This window comes from Bradyrhizobium sp. AT1 (assembly GCF_001590795.1).
Taxonomy (GTDB): Bacteria; Pseudomonadota; Alphaproteobacteria; order Rhizobiales; family Xanthobacteraceae; genus Bradyrhizobium.
On record NZ_JXDL01000001.1, the window covers coordinates 4,134,434 to 4,152,346 of the forward strand.

The 17,913-nt window shown below is 64.8% G+C and carries 18 protein-coding genes; 10 read left to right on the forward strand and 8 right to left on the reverse strand.

What is annotated here, in order from left to right; all coding sequences use genetic code 11:
• Window positions 1-103 precede the first annotated feature (103 nt).
• Both SE92_RS19280 and SE92_RS19285 read right to left on the reverse strand, forming a co-directional pair.
• A complete protein-coding gene (locus SE92_RS19280; RefSeq protein WP_063197509.1) occupies window positions 104-967 on the reverse strand; it encodes an outer membrane protein in 864 nt (287 codons plus the stop codon).
• Between the two features lie 201 nt (window positions 968-1,168).
• Complete coding sequence (locus SE92_RS19285) at window positions 1,169-2,665, reverse strand: aldehyde dehydrogenase family protein (RefSeq protein ID WP_063197511.1); 1,497 nt, start codon at window positions 2,663-2,665, stop codon at window positions 1,169-1,171.
• A gap of 183 nt (window positions 2,666-2,848) precedes the next feature.
• On the opposite strand from SE92_RS19285, the gene SE92_RS19290 reads away from it, so the two are divergent.
• Window positions 2,849-3,694: an SDR family NAD(P)-dependent oxidoreductase gene (locus tag SE92_RS19290; protein ID WP_063197513.1), complete on the forward strand. Its 846-nt coding sequence runs from the start codon at window positions 2,849-2,851 to the stop codon at window positions 3,692-3,694.
• Between the two features lie 43 nt (window positions 3,695-3,737).
• Here the strand turns inward: SE92_RS19290 and SE92_RS19295 are convergent, their stop codons facing one another.
• The 3 genes from SE92_RS19295 to SE92_RS19305 all read right to left on the reverse strand — a co-directional run bounded on the left by SE92_RS19295 (window position 3,738) and on the right by SE92_RS19305 (window position 5,133).
• Window positions 3,738-3,944 (reverse strand): hypothetical protein, encoded by a 207-nt coding sequence (locus SE92_RS19295; RefSeq protein WP_008145196.1) that lies wholly within the window; start codon window positions 3,942-3,944, stop codon window positions 3,738-3,740.
• A gap of 177 nt (window positions 3,945-4,121) precedes the next feature.
• Window positions 4,122-4,397: a YiaA/YiaB family inner membrane protein gene (locus SE92_RS19300; protein WP_063197515.1), complete on the reverse strand. Its 276-nt coding sequence runs from the start codon at window positions 4,395-4,397 to the stop codon at window positions 4,122-4,124.
• 40 nt (window positions 4,398-4,437) lie between these two features.
• The gene (locus SE92_RS19305; protein ID WP_063203632.1) at window positions 4,438-5,133 is read right to left on the reverse strand and encodes a PspA/IM30 family protein; all 696 of its coding nucleotides are present in this window, start codon (window positions 5,131-5,133) and stop codon (window positions 4,438-4,440) included.
• 103 nt (window positions 5,134-5,236) lie between these two features.
• Between SE92_RS19305 and SE92_RS19310 the strand changes: the two genes are divergently transcribed.
• Window positions 5,237-5,845 (forward strand): TetR/AcrR family transcriptional regulator, encoded by a 609-nt coding sequence (locus SE92_RS19310; protein WP_084251852.1) that lies wholly within the window; start codon window positions 5,237-5,239, stop codon window positions 5,843-5,845.
• A 64-nt stretch (window positions 5,846-5,909) separates the two neighbouring features.
• Here the strand turns inward: SE92_RS19310 and SE92_RS19315 are convergent, their stop codons facing one another.
• On the reverse strand, window positions 5,910-6,587 hold the full coding sequence (locus tag SE92_RS19315; RefSeq protein ID WP_063197519.1) for a peroxiredoxin-like family protein: 678 nt from the start codon (window positions 6,585-6,587) through the stop codon (window positions 5,910-5,912).
• A 98-nt stretch (window positions 6,588-6,685) separates the two neighbouring features.
• On the opposite strand from SE92_RS19315, the gene SE92_RS19320 reads away from it, so the two are divergent.
• A complete protein-coding gene (locus SE92_RS19320) occupies window positions 6,686-7,567 on the forward strand; it encodes a LysR family transcriptional regulator (RefSeq protein ID WP_063197521.1) in 882 nt (293 codons plus the stop codon).
• A 75-nt stretch (window positions 7,568-7,642) separates the two neighbouring features.
• The gene (locus tag SE92_RS19325) at window positions 7,643-9,265 is read left to right on the forward strand and encodes an ABC transporter substrate-binding protein (protein WP_063197523.1); all 1,623 of its coding nucleotides are present in this window, start codon (window positions 7,643-7,645) and stop codon (window positions 9,263-9,265) included.
• On the opposite strand, the gene SE92_RS19330 is transcribed toward SE92_RS19325, so the two are convergent.
• Window positions 9,204-10,601 carry a glycoside hydrolase family 3 N-terminal domain-containing protein gene (locus tag SE92_RS19330; protein ID WP_063203633.1) on the reverse strand — a complete coding sequence of 466 codons (1,398 nt, stop codon included), beginning with the start codon at window positions 10,599-10,601 and terminating at the stop codon, window positions 9,204-9,206. The two genes, SE92_RS19325 and SE92_RS19330, sit on opposite strands and share 62 nt — an antisense overlap.
• A 189-nt stretch (window positions 10,602-10,790) precedes the next feature.
• Here SE92_RS19330 and SE92_RS19335 point away from each other — a divergent pair, with 189 nt between their 5' ends.
• From SE92_RS19335 to SE92_RS19345, 3 genes are read left to right on the forward strand one after another with little or no spacing between them, the layout of a single operon-like run.
• A complete protein-coding gene (locus tag SE92_RS19335; protein ID WP_063203634.1) occupies window positions 10,791-12,284 on the forward strand; it encodes a DUF4153 domain-containing protein in 1,494 nt (497 codons plus the stop codon).
• 16 nt (window positions 12,285-12,300) lie between these two features.
• Complete coding sequence (locus SE92_RS19340; protein ID WP_063197524.1) at window positions 12,301-13,005, forward strand: response regulator transcription factor; 705 nt, start codon at window positions 12,301-12,303, stop codon at window positions 13,003-13,005.
• Window positions 13,002-14,588 (forward strand): ATP-binding protein, encoded by a 1,587-nt coding sequence (locus SE92_RS19345; protein WP_063197526.1) that lies wholly within the window; start codon window positions 13,002-13,004, stop codon window positions 14,586-14,588. The genes SE92_RS19340 and SE92_RS19345 overlap by 4 nt, the downstream gene beginning before the upstream one ends.
• Here the strand turns inward: SE92_RS19345 and SE92_RS36750 are convergent.
• Window positions 14,585-14,725, reverse strand: a complete 141-nt coding sequence (locus SE92_RS36750; RefSeq protein ID WP_008133926.1) for a hypothetical protein — start codon at window positions 14,723-14,725, stop codon at window positions 14,585-14,587. The two genes, SE92_RS19345 and SE92_RS36750, sit on opposite strands and share 4 nt — an antisense overlap.
• Window positions 14,726-14,807: 82 nt before the next feature.
• Here SE92_RS36750 and SE92_RS19350 point away from each other — a divergent pair, with 82 nt between their 5' ends.
• From SE92_RS19350 to SE92_RS19360, 3 genes are all read left to right on the forward strand, one after another.
• The gene (locus SE92_RS19350; protein ID WP_063197528.1) at window positions 14,808-15,374 is read left to right on the forward strand and encodes an alpha-ketoglutarate-dependent dioxygenase AlkB; all 567 of its coding nucleotides are present in this window, start codon (window positions 14,808-14,810) and stop codon (window positions 15,372-15,374) included.
• A gap of 229 nt (window positions 15,375-15,603) precedes the next feature.
• Complete coding sequence (locus SE92_RS19355; protein WP_063203635.1) at window positions 15,604-16,533, forward strand: alpha/beta hydrolase; 930 nt, start codon at window positions 15,604-15,606, stop codon at window positions 16,531-16,533.
• A gap of 153 nt (window positions 16,534-16,686) precedes the next feature.
• Complete coding sequence (locus tag SE92_RS19360; RefSeq protein ID WP_063203636.1) at window positions 16,687-17,913, forward strand: ABC transporter substrate-binding protein; 1,227 nt, start codon at window positions 16,687-16,689, stop codon at window positions 17,911-17,913.

A 17,913-nucleotide genomic window follows, 5' to 3' on the forward strand; every position in this document is an offset into this window, starting at 1 on the left:
CGGCCCGGAAGCCGCTTGGGTGGATGGCAGGCCAGCCGAAACAGGCGGCAGAAAAAAGCCCCGGGCCGCGCCCGGGGCTTACTATCTGTCCAGAACGTCGGGATCAGTATTTCGCGACGACCGGGCCCGAGCCGAACTTGTAATTCAGGCCGACCCGGGCGATGTGGCCGGTGAAATCCGCAGTTGCGTCGAAGCCGCGCGCGGGACCCGGAGTGAACGGGAACAGCGGATTGAAGAAGGTGTATTTCTCGCTGCCGAGATCATAGTAGAGATATTCGAGCTTGACGCTCCAGTTCGACGAAATGCGGTACTCGCCGCCACCGCCGACGGCCCAGCCCACGCGCCAGCTTTCCGACGTCCCCGCGCCACAGATCACGTTGAGGCAGGGCGTGCCGGCCGCAAGCGTGGGATCCACGATCGACGTCGACGCCTTGACGTGCCCATAGGCAAGACCGCCGGTCGCGTAGAGCATCAAATCGGGTGTAACGGTGGCACCGATCCGGCCGCGCACGGTCCCCAACCAATCGACCTTCTGCTCTTGCCTGGTCATGATGTCCGGGAAAACCGGCAGGGTTCGCGAGACCGTCGAGCTGCCCTTGATGCCGGCCGCCGCGATATCGGCTTCGACGCCCCACACCAGCGAACCCGTCTGCAAATTGTAGCCGGCCTGCACGCCGCCCAGCACACCGCGCGGGTCCGTTGCCAGAGACGGCGGGACAAGGCCGCCGGCGAGAGCCACGTCGAGCACGCCCGCCGTGAAAACCGGATCGTGCGGCGCGAGCTTGATAGCATCATCGCTCCAGCCGTACCCGACATTCACGCCGGCGTAGAAGCCGGACCAGTTGTAGGCGACGGGCAATTGCGGCGCCTTGTAGAGCGGCCCACGTGCAGCGAGATCGGCTGCGGTCGCGGACTGCACCGAGGCGATGCCCAAAGCCACAAGCATTGTCGAAGCGAAACGAAGCATTCTCGATATCCCAACCCGAACATTGACGTTGACCAGCAGTAACGAGCCAACCTTCGAAATGGGATAACAATCCTTGTGAGATCACTGACGACAGTCGTTTCAAAATCGCTTGTAGCGTCCGGGCAACAACTTCTGGTCGTCGCTAGCAGCCTCTCGTCGCCGCAAGCAAACGAGTCGCTGAAGTCCGGACGCGATGGCGCGTCAAGCCGTCTTGATCCAGACGGCCTTCACGTTGAGATATTCCTCGACATGCTGCTTGCCGGACTCGCGGCCGTAGCCGCTCATTTTGTAGCCGCCGAACGGCACGGCCGGGTCCATCGCCTGGTAGCAGTTCACCCACACCGAGCCGGCGCGCAGGCGCTTCGCGACCGCATGGGCCTTGGTGACGTCGCGCGTCCACAAGCCCGAGCCAAGACCGAAGGTGGTGTTGTTGGCGCGCTTGACCAGCTCGTCCATGTCCTTGAACGCGATCGCGGAGATGACCGGGCCAAAGATCTCCTCCTGCGCGATGCGCATGTTGTCCTGGACACCCGCGAACACCGTCGGCGAGACGAAGAAGCCCTTCGACAATGCGCCCTCGGTGACGCGGCCGCCGCCGGCGAGCGCGCGTGCGCCTTCCTTCTGGCCGATGTCGAGATAGCCGGTGACGCGTTCGAGCTGCTGCTCGGACACCAGCGGGCCGATCTGCACGTTGGGATCGAGGCCGTTGCCGACCTGCAGCTTCTTGCCGAACTCGGCGACGCGGCCGACGAACTCCTCATAAATCGCCTGCTCGACGAACAGCCGCGTGCCGGCGCTGCAGATCTGTCCGGAATTGGCGAACACCGCCATCGCGGCGCCCGGCACGGCGGCGTCGAGATCGGCATCGGCGAACACGATGTCCGGCGACTTGCCGCCGAGCTCGAGCGAGACACGCTTGAGGTTGCCGGCCGAAGCGCGGATGATCGACTGGCCCGTGACATGCGAGCCCGTGAAGGCGACCTTGTCGACGTCGGGATGCGAGGCGAGCGCGGCGCCCGCGGTCTCGCCATAGCCGGGCACGACGTTGACGACGCCCGGGGGAATGCCGGCTTCCATCGCGAGCTCAGCGATGCGCAGCGAGGTCAGCGGCGCCTCTTCGGCGGGCTTGAGCACCACGGTGCAACCGGTCGCGATCGCCGGGCCGATCTTCCAGATCGTCGCGGTGAGCGGACCGTTCCAGGGAATGATGGCACCGACGACGCCGATCGGCTCCTTCAGCGTGTAGGAGAAGATTTCGCCGGGCAGCGAGTTCTCGATGGTCTCGCCGTGGATCGCGGTGGTCTGGCCGGCATAATAGCGCAGCATGCCGACCGCGCGCAGGCGATAGGCGCGGGTGCGGCTGAGCGGCGCACCCATATCCATCGTATCGAGCTGCGACAATTCGTCGAAATTCTTCTCGACGAGGTCGGCGAGCTTGAGCAGCAGGTTCTGCCGTTCGAACGGCTTGACCTTGCTCCAGGGACCTTCGAAGGCGCGGCGGGCGGCGGCGACCGCACGGTCGATGTCTTCCTTGTCGCCCTCGGCAACGGTCGCGAGCAGTTCACCCGTCGCGGGATTGTGGGTCTCGAAGCGCTTGCCTGAGGCCGCATCGACCCACTTCCCGTCGATCAGCATCTGCTTGTAGGACCCGTTCGCGAACGGATGGCGCGTGATCGGAATAGCCTGCGACACAGCCATGGCTGCACTCCCTGTCAGGTGATTGATTGGTTCGATCTGGGCGGGATCGTTAGGTCGTGGAGAATACAGCGCTGCCCGAGGAGCGTAAAGGCAGCGTGGAACGAAGACCTCCCATGCCGACTTGTGCAGGGTCGCACGCATGCCATGTTATAGCTCGACCGCGCCCTCCCCGGAGACCTTGCCATGCCACATGCCGCCATCGTGAAAGACAATGTTGCCGTGATCACCGGTGGCGCATCCGGCATTGGATTTGCCGCGGCCATGGCCTTCGCACGCGCAGGCATGAAGGTGTGTATCGCTGACGTCGACGAGGCTCGACTGACCGAGGCAGCGACAAAACTGTCATCCGTCACGCCTGCCGCAAACGTGATGTCCTTCGCCGTCGATGTCGCCAGAGCGGAGAGCGTGAAGGAACTGGAGCGCGCCGTGGGCGCGCATTTCGGCGGAACCGACATCCTCATGAACAATGCCGGCATCCAGCCAGGCAGCACATTGTTCGACGAACCCGACAATTGGCAGCGCATCATCGCCGTCAACATGTGGGGCATCATCAACGGCTCGCGAATCTTCGCGCCCGGCATGATCGCGCGCGGCAAATGCGGCCTCATCATCAACACCGGCTCGAAGCAGGGCATCACCACGCCACCCGGCGACCCCGCCTACAATGTCTCCAAGGCCGGTGTGAAGGCTTTTACCGAGGCGCTCCAGCACGAGTTACGCAACGCAAAGGACTGCCACGTCACGGCGCACCTGCTGATCCCCGGCTTCGTCTTCACCGGGCTCACCGCGAAGGGCCGCACCGAAAAACCCGCCGGCGCCTGGACGCCGGAGCAGACGGTCGATTTCATGCTGGCGCGGCTGGAAACCGGCGATTTCTACATCCTGTGCCCGGACAATGACGTGCCACGCGCGCTCGACGAGAAGCGCATGGAATGGGCCGCCGGCGACGTCATCGAGAACCGCCCGCCGCTGTCGCGCTGGCATCCGGATTATGCGGATGCGTTCAAGAGGTTCGTGGAGGGGAAGTGACGCTTTTCCTTCTCCCCCTTGTGGGAGAGGAAGAGAAGACGCCCTACAGCGTCTCTTGCTGGTGTCCGCAATTCTTGCACGCGAACTTGACCCGGGTCTGGCCTTTCTCCGCCTGCACCCGGTTCGGCGCGCCGCACTTGCCGCAGACGGCTTCGATGCGGGTCGCGCCCTGCTTGACGACGATGGTCTTCTTTTCCATCGATTCGCGGATCAGGCGCTCGGCCTCTTCACGCAGCGATTGTTTCGACAAAGCTCGTCTCCGCCTCTGAAAAGCGCGAGAGCCATATCCCACCTGCAGCCGAAGTACAATGCGTGATGCGGATCACGACCATCAGGACGTCGTTCCGGATGGTTGCGGATGCGAGAGCCGCGGCGCGTGTTCCTTCGCGGCTCCCTGCTTTCGTACGGATCGGATCAAGGCGCTTTTTCAGGCGGCCTTGGACACCTCCATCAAAAGCCGCTCGGCCTTCGCGTCCTCGATGCGGTTCACCAGCCGGCTGCTCTCGTGATTGTCACGCACGGTCTTGGTCAGGGTGATGCAGGTCTGGATCAGCATGACGATACCCATGGTGAGATAGCCTTTCATCCAGAAGTCGATCGGCAGGAAGAAGACGCCGATGGCGACGAGGAATGCGGAGGCTGCAAAGGACGCGTAAGTGAAGGTCACCCAGGCGCTGCTGTGGGGCTGGCCGTTCTGGTTCATGATGGTCTCCTGTTGGTGCGATGATGATGGGGGGATGAGGTCAGGCGGTCGGCGATTGCTTGAATTTCAACCGCGCCAATACGTCGTCCGCGGTCGTCTTCAGACGCGGACCAAAGCCCTGCTCGGCGAGTCTCTCGGCGGTAGCGAGGGGACCCGTGGCCACATCGAGCTCGACCAGCGCATCGTCGGCAGCCTGGGCTTCCATCTGCCGATCGCGCAGACGCCGCAAAGTGCCCTCCGCCTCCGGCAACGTGGATTCGTAAGGACGTGCGGCCTCGATGCCGCTGCGGCGAAGCGAGCGCACCGCCTCCGAGGCACGGGCGAGACGGCGGCCGCGATCGAGCTCGGTGATGCGGGCCTGCGCGGTTGCAACGTGCCGCTTCAGCCGGGCGATCTCGGTTGCGAACAGGGCGCGAGCCGTCATCGCCGCATCGCGGTCGGCCTCAAGGCCCGCGATGGCTTCGGCGGCGTCCCTGGCGAGATCCTCACGGCCGCCATCGAGCGCCGCAACCGCGCGGGTCTCGAGATCGGCAATGCGGGCGACGGTGGCCTCCAGCTTGCGGCCCTCCTGCTGGTCCTGCGCGATCGCCAGCGCCAGCGTCCGCTTGCTGCGCTCGACGGCCGCGGCCGCATCGCGCATCTGCTGGTCGAGAATGAGGAGGGCCGTCCGGTCCTCCAGCTCCTCGCCGGCGGCGGCCACGCTGCCGCGGAAAAGTGTCACGACGGTCTTGAACATCTTCAGCTCCCTGTTATGAGCGTTGCTCACAAGCCGTTTGTAGCAGCAAACTTGAACATCGTTCAAGGATATTTTGAGCAATGCTCAAAGAATTTTGCAATTGATGTCTAAGGCCTTGGAACGACGAGAAAAACTTCGATCCGCCCTGATCCTGGCGGCGGAGCGGATGATCGCCGATCGCGGATTGTCGGGCCTGAAAACCCGCGATCTCGCCCGCGAGATCGGCTGCGCCAACGGCGCGGTCTACAATCTCGTGGCCGACATGGACGAGCTGATCCTGCGTGTGGGTTCGCGCACGTTACTCCGGCTCGACGAGGTGCTCAGCGCAGCGGTCAGCGCAGGCGAGCCATCACCGCAGGAAAGCCTGGTCCGCATCGCCCTCGCCTATTGCGATTTCGCCGCGGAGAATCTCCAACTCTGGCGCGCGCTGTTCGAGCATCGCATGGAGGCAGACAAGGCCGTCCCCGACTGGTCCGTCGCAGACCAGATGCAGCTGTTCCGCCACATCTACCAGCCGCTGGCCGCACTGTTTCCGAAGCGAAGCCCCGAGGAGCTCGGCATCACCGCGCGCAGCCTGTTCTCGGCCGTGCATGGCATGGTGGCACTGGGACTGGAGCAGAAGCTGGTTGCCGTGCCGCTGCCGGCGCTACGCAGGGAGATCGCGGACCTGGTGCGCGCGATGATCGACGGATTGATCGCACGCCAGCGGTAGCCATCTCCGGCGGAATCCAACCGCCCCGCGCGTAGCGGCGCGCGGAGCAATCACATCGTAAGTCTCAAGCCGCCTTGCCGGCGCTTAGACGATCCAGCACCGGCATAAGCTCCGACGGATCAGGACGGTGCGTGTAGTCCGGATTCACCTCCGCATAGGCGATGATTCCGTCGCGGCCTATGACGTAACGCGCCGGCATCGGCAGCACCCAGGCCGGATCGTCGTTGAACGTCGGCAGATCGTTCTTGAAGGACTGGTAGAGCGCGACGAGCTCCTGCGGCAGCGCGAAACGGATGCCGAAGGCCTCGGCAACCGCGCTCCTGACGTCGCTCAGGATGGGGAAGGACAGCTTGTTGTCGCGCTCCGATTTCCGGCTGTTCGGCGCGGTCTGCGGTGAGATCGCAACGAGGCTGGCACCGCGGGCGACGATCTCCGGCAGCGCTTCCTGGAGCGCCTGGAGCTCGAGATTGCAATAGGGGCACCAAACGCCGCGATAGAACGACACGACCAGCGGTCCCCTGGCGAGCAGCTCACGCAAGGCGACCTGCCTGCCCTCGGGGTCTTTCAGGGTGAATTCCGGCGCGGCGTCACCGGCCCTCTTCGCCCGCTGTGCCTGACCGCTCGCGATCAGCTCGGCGGTGGCGCGGTGCATGATGTCGAGCACCTCCCGGCTGGGCTTGAGCGGCAGGCGGCCGCCTTCGAAATCGGCTTTGAAGGCATCGAGCTTGTCTTGCAGGGCCATGGCGAAACTCCGTCGATTGCTGTTGGCCCGGCCTATCTGGATCATTTGGAAGCCGAGGGGTATACCGCTCGGCCGGAGAAGATTTATTTGGAATCCAAATGAGCGACCGGCTTCAGGAAATGACGGTGTTCGTGCGGGCCGCCGAATGCGGCAGCTTTTCCAGGGCGGCCCGTGAGCTCGGCCTGTCGCAGCCCTCGGTATCCCGCATTATCGGCGAGCTGGAGGCGCGGCTCGACGTCAAGCTGCTGCTGCGGACCACGCGCCGCATCACCGTGACCGACGCTGGGGCACTCTTCCTCGCGCGCGCACGTGAGGTCCTCGCCGACATCGAGGACGCGGAGGACGCCGCACGCGGCATCGATTCGTTGCGCGGAACCATCCGCATCGCCATGCCCATCATGTACGGCATGCGGCAAATCATTCCGCATCTGCCGAAATTCCTGGCGATGCATCCGATGCTGCACGTCGAGCTGTCGGTGGTCGACGAACGGCAGAATCTCGTGGCCGAAGGCGCCGATCTTGCCATCCGCCTCGGCGAGCTCGACGATTCCGCTTTCGGCGCACGCAAGCTCGAAACCTTGCAGCGCCTCCTGGTGGCGTCCCCGTCCTATCTCGCCGCCCGCGGCACGCCGAAAACGCCGGCCGATCTCGCTTCACATGATTGCATCTTCGGGCCCGGTCATTCCGGCCGGGCGAGTTGGGTGTTCACGCGCAACGGCGCGGAAACGTCGGTGGACGTGCGCGGCCGTATCCATACCGATTCAGGTCCGGGCGTATTCGCCTGTGCCCTGGCGGGCCTCGGCATTTCGATGGCAACGTCCGTGATGGCCGCGCCCGAAATCAAATCGGGTGCGCTCGTTCCACTGTTGAAAGGCTACAAGGCCTCGCCCCTCGCCGTGCACGCCGTCTTCCCGGGCGGCCCGCGTCCCTCGACCAAGATACGGGCACTGGTCGATTTCCTCGCGGAGGAACTGAGATAGTTGCGGCATCTCGAAGCGCGCTGATGGCACACGCCTTGCCTCTCGATCCCGGGACAACTCTCTCAGGGGACAGCGATGCGCGATTCAACCTTCCATGTCAGCCGCCGTGACGTCGTCCTCGGCGGCTTGAGCGCCGCTGCAATGACGGCCATCACGTCTCCCCATGCCCTGGCGCAGGGGCGCAGCGAGACGCTGCTGGTGGTGCAGGAGCTCGGGCCGAACTCGCTCGACATGCAGGGCGTCGGCTCCAACCAGACCGTGAACGGCCTGTCCTGGAATTGCTATGATCGCCTGCTGAGCTACGCCTCGAAGACGCTGCCCGATGGCACGATCTCGTACGATCGCGAGAAGCTCGCGCCCGAGCTCGCCGAGAGCTGGGAGGTCGCCACCGACGGCATGTCCTGCACCTTCCGCTTGCGGAAAGATGCAAAATTCCATGACGGCACGCCTGTGACCGCCAAGGACGTCAAATGGTCGTTCGACCGCGCGGTGAAGGTCGGCGGCTTTCCGACCTTCCAGATGTCGGCGGGGTCGCTGGAGAAGCCCGAGCAGTTCGTCGTGGTCGACGACCACACCTTCCGCATCGACTATGTCCGCAAGGACAAGATGCTGCTGTTCAACGTCGCGGTCGTCGTGCCCTTCATCATCAACTCCGAGCTGGCGAAGAAGAATGCGACGGCTGAAGACCCCTGGGCACTGGCGTGGCTCAGGACCAACGAGGCCGGCGGCGGCGCCTACAAGATCGAAAGCTGGAAGCCCGGCAGCGAGACCGTGCTGGCGCGGTTCGACGACTGGAAGAGCGGCCCGCTGCCGAAGGTGAAGCGCGTGATCGCGCGCGACGTTCCCTCCGCAGGTACCCGCCGCGCCATGCTGGAACGGGGCGATGCGGACATTTCCAGCGGCTTCGCGCCGCGCGATTTCGAGCAGATCATCAGGGAGGGCAAGGTCAAGGTCTCAGGCGTGCCGATCCCGAACGCGCTCTGGTATGTCGCGCTCAACACCGCCAAGCCGCCGTTCGACAATGCGAAGCTGCGCCAGGCCATTGCCTGGGCGATGCCGTACGAGCAGATCCAAAGCAGCGCGTTCTTCGGGCGCGCCGTTCCGATGTACGGCGGAGCGGCGGAAGTCTCAAAGCCGGTCTGGCCGCAACCGTTTCCCTATGTCACCGACCTCGACAAGGCCAAGGCGTTGATGAAGGAAGCCGGCTTCGAATCCGGCCTGGAGACGACCTTGTCGCTCGACACGGGCACCGCCACCGTCGGCGAGCCGACCGCGATCCTGATCCAGGAGAGCCTCGCCAAGATCGGCATCAAGGCAGGCATCGAAAAGATCCCCGGCGCGAATTGGCGCACGACGCTGAACAAGAAGGAGCTGCCGCTCGCGCTCAATCGTTTCTCTGGCTGGCTGGATTATCCCGAATATTACTTCTACTGGAATTTCCACGGCAACAACTCGATCTTCAACATCTCGTCCTACCAGAACAAGGCGATGGACGCGCTGATCGACAAGGCGCGGTTCACCGCAGATAGCGCGGAGTACGACCGGTGCGTGAAGGATTTCATCGCGCTCTGCATGCGCGACGTTCCCGTCGTTCCGCTCAACCAGCCGATCCACGACGTCGCGATGCAGAAGGCCGTCACCGGCTACGAATTCTGGTTTCACCGCGAGCCGGACTACCGCCAGTTCGCGAAGGGCTAGTTTCGACGAGGTGGATTGCGCCCGAGGCGGCTCGCGCCTGCTCGGTCGGAAAACCGCGCTCCAGCCGCGCCGCGCTCGCATGCAACATGGCCGCATCGAGCCCGCCTTGCCGAGATCCCTCCAGCGCGCAGGCAAAGACCCGGTAGAACTGCGCGCCGTCATAGGCGACCAGCAGCATATCGACGCCGGCATTGATGGCCTCGACCACGGCCTTGCAGACGTCGTTCTGGTAGATCGCGCCCATCACGAGATCGTCGGTCATCACCATGCCCTGGTAACCCCATGTCTCGCGGATGATGCCGTCGACGACGCGCTTCGAATGCGAGGTGGCGCGATCGGGATCGACCGCCGTAAGCGTGACATGGCCCACCATCAGCGCGCTGCGCGAATGCGACAGCACCTCGCGGAACGGCAGCCAGTCGGTGGTTTCGAGCTCCCTCACCGGCGTGTCGAGATTGGCGCTGAAATGATGCGTATCGGTGCGCACGCGCCCGATGCCGGGAAAGTGCTTCAGCGTGGCGCCGACGCCCGACTCCTCCAGCCCGCGGACATAGGCGCTCGCGATCGTGCTGACGACGCTGGGATCTGTCGCGATCGCGCGTTGGCCGATCAGCGTGTGGAAGTCGAGCCGGTTGCGCCGCTGTGGCGGCTTGAGGTCGAGCACCGGGGCGAGATTGAGGTTGACGCCGAGCCCTGCGAGCTCGCGGCCATGGATGCGGCCGAATTCTTCCGCTTTGGCCTGCTGCTCGTCGGGAGCAAGCCCGGCGAGCGTCGCGAGCGCCGGCACCTTTGTCAGCGGAGGTGCGAGATGCCCGACGATGCCGCCTTCCTGGTCTGCGGCGACGACAAGCGGCGGCAGGCCGGCGGCGCGCCTGACGTCCTGGAGCGCTTCGATCTCAGCACGCAGCGCCTCGACCGTCCGTCCTCGGATGTTGTGCCGGGTGACATAGATGCCGCCGATCAGACCCAGCCTGGCCAGACGCGCGACCTCGGGGAACGAGGAATAGCCGACCATGAAGTGCGGCCCGAGCTGACGCGCTTCGGCTGCGCTCGCACCGAGAACCTCGTTCTTGCGCAGCTCGTACTTCAGATGCGCGGCCGACATCAGCACCGGCGGCAGACACCAGAACATGACGAGCAGCTTGCCCGCGATGGTACGCCAGCGCCCTCGACGCAACAGCAGGATGACGATCATGATGCTTGCAGCGACAAGCGCGATGTTTCCGGCGCCGCGCAGCGGGACCAGATAGGGATCGTTCTTGTTCGCGGCCGCGAATGCAAGGAGAGGCGCGGCAAGCCAGAGCAGGACGAGACCGGTGCGACGGAGGAATTGCATGATGTGCCACATGCGATGAGGAACGAATGCTTCGCACCTATCAAAGCGATTTGGCCTGCGCGAGAGGCAAACGCGGGCCTGCACGAAAACTGCAAAAGACTCCTGAAACCGTGCAGACGGCGATCCCGCCTTCTGCACAAACGACGTTCAGACTTCGTGATGCCAACCATCACGAAAGGTCTTCCGGACATGACGAGCCTGGCTTCGACGATCGGAGAAGAGATCAAGCCGATCAATCATTCCTCGATCCCGGCCAAGGTCGGTCTCGCGTTGGCGCTGGCCGCATTCGCCGACTGGTTGTTCTACGGGCAGCGGATCGGGCTGTCGCTGACGCTCTTTGCGATCGCGCTCGCCGGCGTATCGGTGCTCTTCAATCGCGCGGCCCTGGATCTGCGCCGAGCCATGGTCGGCTCGGCCGTTCTCGCCGCCGGACTCGTGCCTGTTGTCGAAGAGCTCAACACGTTGTCGTTCCTGATCCTCGTCGCGTCGCTGGCGATTGCGCTGCTGCTCGTGACCAATGCGGAAACGACCGGGCTTGCCGAGCGCGCCCGCGCGCTGCGCAATTTCGTACTGCTCGGACCCTTCCGGTTCTTCCTCGATGCGCCCCAGGCATTCAACGCAACGGCGTTGACGCGTGGCATCGCGCGCTGGCTGCTCCCCGCAGCGCTCAGCACCGTCTTCGTCGCGCTCTTCGCCGCGGCCAATCCGGTGATCGAACAGTGGGTCTCCCTGCTCAATCCGAAACTCATCCTGCAATATGTCAGCATCCCGCGCGTGCTGTTCTGGGCCTTGATGATGGCACTGGTCTGGCCGTTCATTCATGTGCGCTGGCGGAGCAGGACGATGGTCAGCACCGTCGCGGACGGCCCCCTCCCGCCGCCGCTGCCGCCGTTGGTGTCGGCGGAGTTTCTTGGCCCCTCCACCATCCTGCGCTCGCTGATCCTGTTCAACCTGCTGTTCGCGGCGCAGTCCGTTCTCGACGGCATCTATCTCTGGGGCCATGTGGCGCTGCCCGACAATTTGACCTATGCGGGCTATGCGCATCGTGGCGCCTATCCGCTGATCGCAACCGCCCTGCTCGCCGCGGCCTTCGTGCTGGTGGCGATGCGGCCGGGCGGGCCGGCCGAGAAATCGAAGGTGATCCGGCCGCTGGTCTATGTGTGGGTCGGACAGAACGTGCTGCTGGTCGCCTCGTCCATCCTTCGGCTCGACCTCTATGTCGACATCTACATGCTGACCTACTGGCGCATCGCGGCTTTCATCTGGATGGGGCTGGTCGCGCTGGGGCTGATCCTGATCGTCGCCCGCATCGCCCTCAACCGGTCCAACCAATGGCTCGTGGGCATCAATCTGGCCGCGCTCACGATCGTGCTCTATGGCTGCTCGCTGGTGAACTTCGACGCCTTCATTGCCGACTACAATGTCGCCCACAGCCGGGAAGCATCGGGCAACGGATTGCAAGTCGACATCAACTATCTCCTGACGCTCGGACCACAGGCGCTGCCCGCCATCGACAGGGCGATCATGCTCAGGCCGGGCAATCCCGAGAGCTGCCTTGTGTCGCGCCGCGACCGCCTTGTAGAACAGCAGCGCCAGGATCTGGCTTGGCGGAGCTGGGGTTTCAGGAATTGGCGGCTCCAGCATAGGCTGGCGGCGCAAGTGAAGGATCAGCCGGCCGGCTGAGCAGGCGGAGAGTTTCTTGGCGCATCGCATTCTCATCGTCGACGACGAGGGCCACATCCGCGAGGTCATCCGCGTTGCGCTGAAGAAGGCCGGCATGGACGTGATCGAGGCTCGCGACGGCAGGGAGGCGCTCGCCCGCTTTGCCGCCGACAGGCCCGATCTCATCGTGCTCGACATCGGCATGCCCGAGTTCGACGGCCTCGACGTCTGCCGCGAGATCCGCAAGAGCTCCGACGTGCCGATCCTGTTCCTGTCGGCGCGCGACGAGGAGATCGACCGCATCCTCGGCCTCGAGATCGGCGGCGACGACTATGTGACGAAGCCGTTCAGCCCGCGTGAGCTGGTGGCGCGGGTCAACGTCATCCTGCGCCGCCTCACCCCGCGCAATGGCGAGGCCAAGGCCGGTCCCACCGCGCTCGTGCAAGGGGGCCTGCTGCTCGATCCCGAGCAGCATGTCGCCACGTTTGCAGGCACGCCGCTGAAGCTGACCGCGATCGAGTTCGGCATCTTGCGTGCGTTCCTGACCCGGCCGACCTCGGTGTTCAACCGCGAGCAGCTGATGCGGGCGGCCTATCAGCTCAACATCCAGGTCTCCGACCGCACCATCGACAGCCACATCCGCAACATCCGCGCCAAGCTCGCGGCGCAGCATTGCGAGAACGTGATCGAGACCATCCACGGCGTCGGCTTCAAGCTTGGCCGCTGCGAGAAAGAGGCATGAGCGCGGCGCCTGACAAATGGCGGCCGTCGCTCGGCCTCGTGATCTTCACGGTGCTGGCGACCGTCGCCGTGCTGCCGCTGGTCGGCCTGTTCTTCTTCCGCCTCTACGACAACCAGCTGATCCGCCAGACCCAGGCCGAGCTGATCGCGCAGAGCCGCGTGCTGGCGACGATCTATGCGCAGGAGGTCACGGCGCGGCTCGACGATGGCCTGACACTCGGGGCCGAGGTGCCTCCGAACGTGCTGCCCGACCCCGGCGACCCCGTCACGCCGATCCGGCCCGCGCTCGATCTCACCGCCAACGACCTGCTGCGGCGGCGACCGGATGCGCTGCCCGCCTCCCGGCCCGCGCAGCCTGCCTATGTCGAGATCGGCGCAAAACTGACGCCGATCATCCGCGAGACCCAGAAGGTGACGCTGGCGGGCTTCCGGATCCTCGATCCGCAAGGTGTCGTCATCGCCGGGCGGCAGGAGGTCGGGCAGTCGCTCGCCCATATCGAGGAGGTCGCGGATGCGCTGCACGGGCAATACCGCGCGACCTTGCGCAACCGCGTGCCGGACAAGCCGCCGCCGCCGATCTACTCATTCAGCCGCGGCCTCGGCGTGCACGTGTTCTCGGCGATGCCCGTCACCGTCAACAACCGCGTCGCCGGCGTGATCTACACCACGCGGACGCCGAGCAACATTTTCGATCATCTCTACCAGGAGCGGACCAAGTTCGTGCTGGCCGGCCTCGCCGTGATCCTCGGCACCATCGCGATCGGCCTCGTGTTCTCCCGCACCATCACGCTGCCGATGCGCGAGCTGATCGACCGGGCCGCACGGATCGGCCGCGGCGACCGCGAGGCGTTTCAGCCGTTGCGGCATTACGGCACGCGCGAGTTCGCCCAGCTCTCGCACAGCTTCCTCGGCATGGCCGAGCAGCTGGCGCGGCGCTCGGACTATATCGCGACCTTTTCGGCCCATCTCACCCACGAGCTGAAATCGCCGCTGACCTCGATCAAGGGCGCGGCCGAGCTGTTGCAGGATTCGGTCCAAGGCAAGTCCGAGGGCCTGACGCCGGCCGAGCAGAACACGTTCATCGCCAACATCCTGTCCGACACGCAGCGGCTGGAGGCGATGGCGCAGCGGCTGCGCGAACTGGCTCGCGCAGAGAGCTTGCCGCAAAACGAGCGCACGGAGCTCGCACCCGTGATCGCCGACCTCCGAAGCCAGTTTCCGGCCACCGACATCTCGGCCAGTGGCAGCCTGGACCGCCCGATCGGCATGTCCGGCGAGAAGGCACTGATCGTGCTGTCGCATCTCACTGATAACGCGGTGCGGCACAAGGCGCGGTCGATCCGGCTGGAGGCGAGCTTTGAGCGGACGACCTTGCGTTTGACGGTGAGCAATGACGGCGAACCGATCTCGGCACCGAACCGCGACAGGATCTTTGATGCGTTCTTCACCACCCGCCGCGATCAGGGCGGCACCGGGATGGGGCTGGCGATCGCACGCGCGGTGATGGCGAGCCATGGCGGCTCGATCAGCCTCAGGCCGACCGACGAGGGCGCGGCCTTCGAGCTTCAGTTTCCGATTGCCTAGATCGCAAACACCCAGGCGGCGACGATGGTGCCGATGGTGACCAGACCGGCGATGGTCCAGCCGGCGGCATATTCCAGCTCGGGATGACCGGTCGCCCGCATGATCTCCGTGGGATCGGCGGTATGCTTATGTGCCATGACAGCCTCGCACGTTACTCCCCGCGTCCTATGTAAGTCGCTTGGGGCGCCAAAAGGTTCCGTCACGGAAATGCGAGGAACGATGCAGCTTGGCTTGTTCGCCGAACCGGACGCAGGACCGGCCGGCCTTCGCTATGCGGACAACTTTATCGAAGCCGCCAGCGAGCAGGCGCTGATCGGCCGCATCGCAGCATTGCCGCTACAGCGCTTCCAGTTCGGGGTGTTCGAGGGCCATCGCCGGGTGGCGTCCTTCGGCTATCGCTTTGACTATGCGCTGCAGCGGTTGACCGAGGCGGAGCCGATCCCGGACTGGCTCCTGCCGATCGCGCGCCAGGTCGAGCATTGGGCGGGGCTGCGGGAGGGGAGCGTCCGGCAGGTGCTCTGTACCGAATATGAGGTCGGGGTCGGCATCGGCTGGCACCGCGACAAGCCGCATTTCGACAAGGTGCTCGGCCTGTCGCTGGGCTCTCCTTGCAAGTTCCGCTTCCGCCGCCGCAGCAGCGACAAATGGCAGCGCCACACCCTCGAGGCCCTGCCGCGCTCGCTCTACATGATGGACGGCGAGGCGCGCTCGCAATGGGAGCACAGCATCCCGCCGGTCGAGGCGCGTCGTTATTCCGTCACGTTCCGGACCATGAATCGGACCTGACAGCCCGCCCAAAGCAAAATTTGCGAAAACAACCCCATGCACAGTAGAGCGCAAGCCCGCTTTTGCGCCCCGAACGCGGCGGCATGTCGCACCGGCCGCCCGTTCCGCGCCGGCCGCGGACCTGCCAAAGGTGCCGTGAATTCGCCTCAAGCCCAGCCGAGAAATGATGCGAATTGAAAAGACAGGCCAGATCAGCGAGCCAATATCGGCCCCCAAGGCCGGCATCATCATGAAGAATTTTCTGACGCTTTTCCTGCTTCTGACCATGACCACGGCCTCCGCCCACGGCCCCTTGCCGGCCCGGCTGTCGCCGCCCTCCGATCTCATCCGGGTCGGCCTCACCGATTCCGACACCAGCGCAGGCGGCACCGCGCGGCTCTGCGAGCAGGTCACCTTCTCGCGCGGCCTGCGCTACGGCGAGAGCGAAGCCAATGTGCTCGACGTCGCCGCCAGCACGACCAAGGCGGATACGCCGCGGCCGGTGCTGCTGTTCGTGGCCGGCGACACCTTCACCGGCGACCGCGCCGCCCCCGAGCTGTCGCGCCAGATCCAGGACCAGGTCATGTGCTTTGCCGCCCGCAACGACATGATCGGGGTGCGCGTCAATTATCGCCTGGCTCCTTCGGCGACCTGGCCGATGGGGGCGACGGACGTGGCGGCCGCGCTGTCCTGGGTTCACGGCAATATCGACCTGTTCAACGGCGATGCCCGCGAGATCGTCGCGGTCGGCTACGGCGCCGGCGCCTTCCACGTCGCAACCCTGCTGGCGCATCCCGAGTTTCAGACCGATCGCGCCGATGTTGCCGCCGTCGTTCTGGTGTCCGGCATCTACCGCGCCGGCAAGGACGCGAACGACAGCGAGAAGGCCTATCTCGGCAGCGACGCGACGCAATACGACAAGCGATCGGTGTTTCCGGGCATCCTGAACGTCGACGTTCCGATCGTGCTGGCCTGGGCCGCGGACGATTCCGCCGGCGTCATGAAACAGGGTGAGACCCTGAAGAAGACGCTCTGCGGCGCTGGTCATTGCCCGCGCAGCGCGATGCTGCGCAGCCGCGACGGCATCGCTGGCGCCTTCGGCCTCGACGGCTCCGGCGACAGCCTCGCCGAGCCGACGCTGCTGCTGGTGCATCAGCTCGAGGCGCGTGGGCTGCCGTAGCGGCGTGTCAGCACGCCTGCCATTTCGTCCCGGACTCGCGCTCTGTGGAAGCGGGCCGCCAAGCCACACGATCGCCAAACGCTTGACGTAGATCAACTCGCCTTGGTGCGGACTAAGCCGACCTCGTTGGGGGCCAACGACAAGGTGCCGAGCATGCGCGTCACCGGAAGAGTTCTGTTCGTTTTGATCGCCGCTCTAGCCTCGCTAGGCGCGATGTCGCAGCAACAACACGCGGAGCAACCGGCGACCGACAAGGAAATCCGCATCGGCAATGTCATGCCGTATTCGGGGCTGCTCTCGGAATTCGGCGCGATCGGCCAGGCGGAAGCCGCCTATTTCGACATGATCAATGCGCGCGGCGGCATCAACGGCCGCAAGGTCCGCTTCATCACGCGCGACGACAATTCCGATCCGGCTGCCGCGCTGGAGCTGACGCGCAATCTGGTCGAGAAGGACGATGTGCACCTGATGTTCGGCTCGTTCGGCACGCCCGGCAATCTCGCCGCGCGCTGGTATCTGAACGAGAAGAAGATCCCGCAGTTGTTCGTGGCCTCCGGCGACGAGGAGCTGAGCCGGGCAAAGGCGTTTCCCTGGACCATGGGCTGGCAGCCGTCGTTCCGGTCGGAGGGGCGCATCTACGCCAACTACATCCAGGCCTATTACCCCCGGAAGAAGATCGTCGTGCTCTGGCAGAACGACCAGTTCGGACGCATGCTCTACAAGGGCATCCAGGAAGGGCTCGGCGATCTGAACCGGCATGTCCTCGTCGACATCGCCTTCGACATCAACGACGAACATCTCGACGGGCACGTCTCGATCCTCAAGCGCACTGGGGCCGACATCTTCGTCTTTCTCGGCGTGCCGTCGACGGCGTCCAAGGTGATCAAGCTGGCGGCCTCACTGAATTGGCATCCGGTGTTCATCGTCAACGATTCCTCCGCCTCGATCGCCAATGCGATGGCGCCCGCGGGCCTGGAGAACTCGGCCGGCGTGATCTCGGCAGCCTTCCTGAAGGATCCGAGCGATCCCGCCTGGAAGGACGACGCCGCCATGAAGGACTGGTTCAGCTTCATGGACAAGTACCATCAGGTCGAAAGCACGAACAACAGCGCCGCGCTCTATGGCTATGCCGCGGCCGAAGCGCTGACCAAGGTGCTGACGCAATGCGGCGACGACCTGTCGCGCGAGAACATCATGCGCCAGGCGGCTTCGCTGAGCAGTTATCATCCCTCCGTCGCGCTGCCCGACATCAGAATGAACACTTCGCCGAGCAACTATTTGCCGATCAAGCAGATGCGGCTGGTGCAGTTCGACGGACGGTCGTGGCAGCCTTTTGGGGATGTGATCGAGACGGCATTCACGGAAGGGGCGGTGCGGTGA